Raw genomic sequence first — 1,299 nt, 5'->3', positions numbered from 1 at the left:
GCTGCCACCGAACAGCCGGGACGCGCTGGACTCCCACCGCACCTCGCCGAGGACCTCGACCTGTCGAAAGTCGGAATGTTCGGTCACTCGCTAGGCGGGTCGACAACCGTGCAAACGATGCACGACGACCACCGTGTCCGTGCCGGCGTCGATCTGGACGGCCCGATCCTGGGCTCTGTCGCCGCGGACGGTCTCGACCGGCCGCTGCTGATGCTGGCCAGCGACACCTCGCCCTGGTTCGGCAATCCGGGCTGGGAACCGCGCTGGGCAACCAACACCGGGGTGAAGATCCCCCTGCGCATCGCAGGAACCCAGCACATGTCGCTGTGCGACCAGCAGATCATCCTGCCGCAACTGACCACGGCCGGCCTGCTCGAGCCCGCCAAGAAGGCCGAAGCAGTCGGCACAATCGACACGGCCCGTTCGATCGACCTGCAACGGGCATACCTGCTTGCCTACTTCGACGCCACCTTCAGCCAGCCCGGCACCGACATTGCTCAAACGCTCGCCAGGCTCGCTCAGCCGGAGATGCTTCCTCACCCGTGAAGCACCCGCCGGTTACTCGCCGCCGAATGCGGCGCTGGTGGTGGCGGCGAAGTCGATTTGGCGTCGTGCGTTCGACAGTGTGCTGACCACGGAGGTGCCGACCGGGCCGATGCGGTCGTAGAGGGTGGCGCTGCCGATGGACACGCCCGCCGAGGCGATGGTGTTGTCGGCGCGTAGTCCGAGTTCGCAGCCGATCGGCAGACGCGAAAGAGCCACGGTCACATCGGCGTTGATGTAGCCGGCGCCTTCGGTGCCCCAGTGACACACGTGGTTCGTGGAGTCACCCAGGATCGCGGCGCGCTGGAACCCAGTGATCGGTTCCCCGGCGACCAGTGGTGGCAGGTTCTGCCAGGAGATTTTGCGGTCGGCGTTTTGATTCGCCGCGAAATCCTCGGACCAGTCGCGATCGCCGCTCTTGAACAGCGGCGGCGTCCCGCCGGGCACAGCACTCTCCTGCGGCGGAACCGGCAGCGGTTCGTCTCGGCTCCAGAGCTGGCCAGGCGGTTCGGTCCCGGTGGTGAGGAAAACGGCTGTCGCCCTCACACGTTGCTGACCGTCTTGCGACAGTGCCGCGTCGGCAACAGTGATTCGAGATCCTCGACGGACCACCGTGCTGCGCAGATCGAACGCGGCGTTGTCGACCGGTTGATACAGGTCGACTGTGAGTCGAGCGGGGATGAAGCCCTCCGGGCAGTGGGTCTCGAGTTCCCGGGCGAGCATGCCGGCCACGGCTGTTCCGCTCAGTTTGGTCGG

The 1,299-nt window shown here is 66.5% G+C and carries 1 protein-coding gene and 1 pseudogene; one reads left to right on the top strand and one right to left on the bottom strand.

The genetic code is table 11. The features are described from left to right. Nucleotides 1–546 (top strand): annotated as a pseudogene (locus A5780_RS34495) (hypothetical protein); the annotation flags it as partial. 12 nt (nucleotides 547–558) lie between these two features. Here A5780_RS34495 and A5780_RS34490 read toward each other — a convergent pair. Then, nucleotides 559–1,299 (bottom strand): acyl-CoA thioesterase domain-containing protein (locus A5780_RS34490; RefSeq protein WP_156769746.1); only part of this gene is annotated, 741 nt, incomplete at its 5' end.

The sequence above is a fragment of the Nocardia sp. 852002-20019_SCH5090214 genome (genome assembly GCF_001665865.1).
GTDB lineage: Bacteria > Actinomycetota > Actinomycetes > Mycobacteriales > Mycobacteriaceae > Nocardia > Nocardia nova.
The sequence above is the reverse complement of the archived record's forward strand: the minus strand, read 5'-3'. Positions and strand labels throughout refer to the sequence as shown.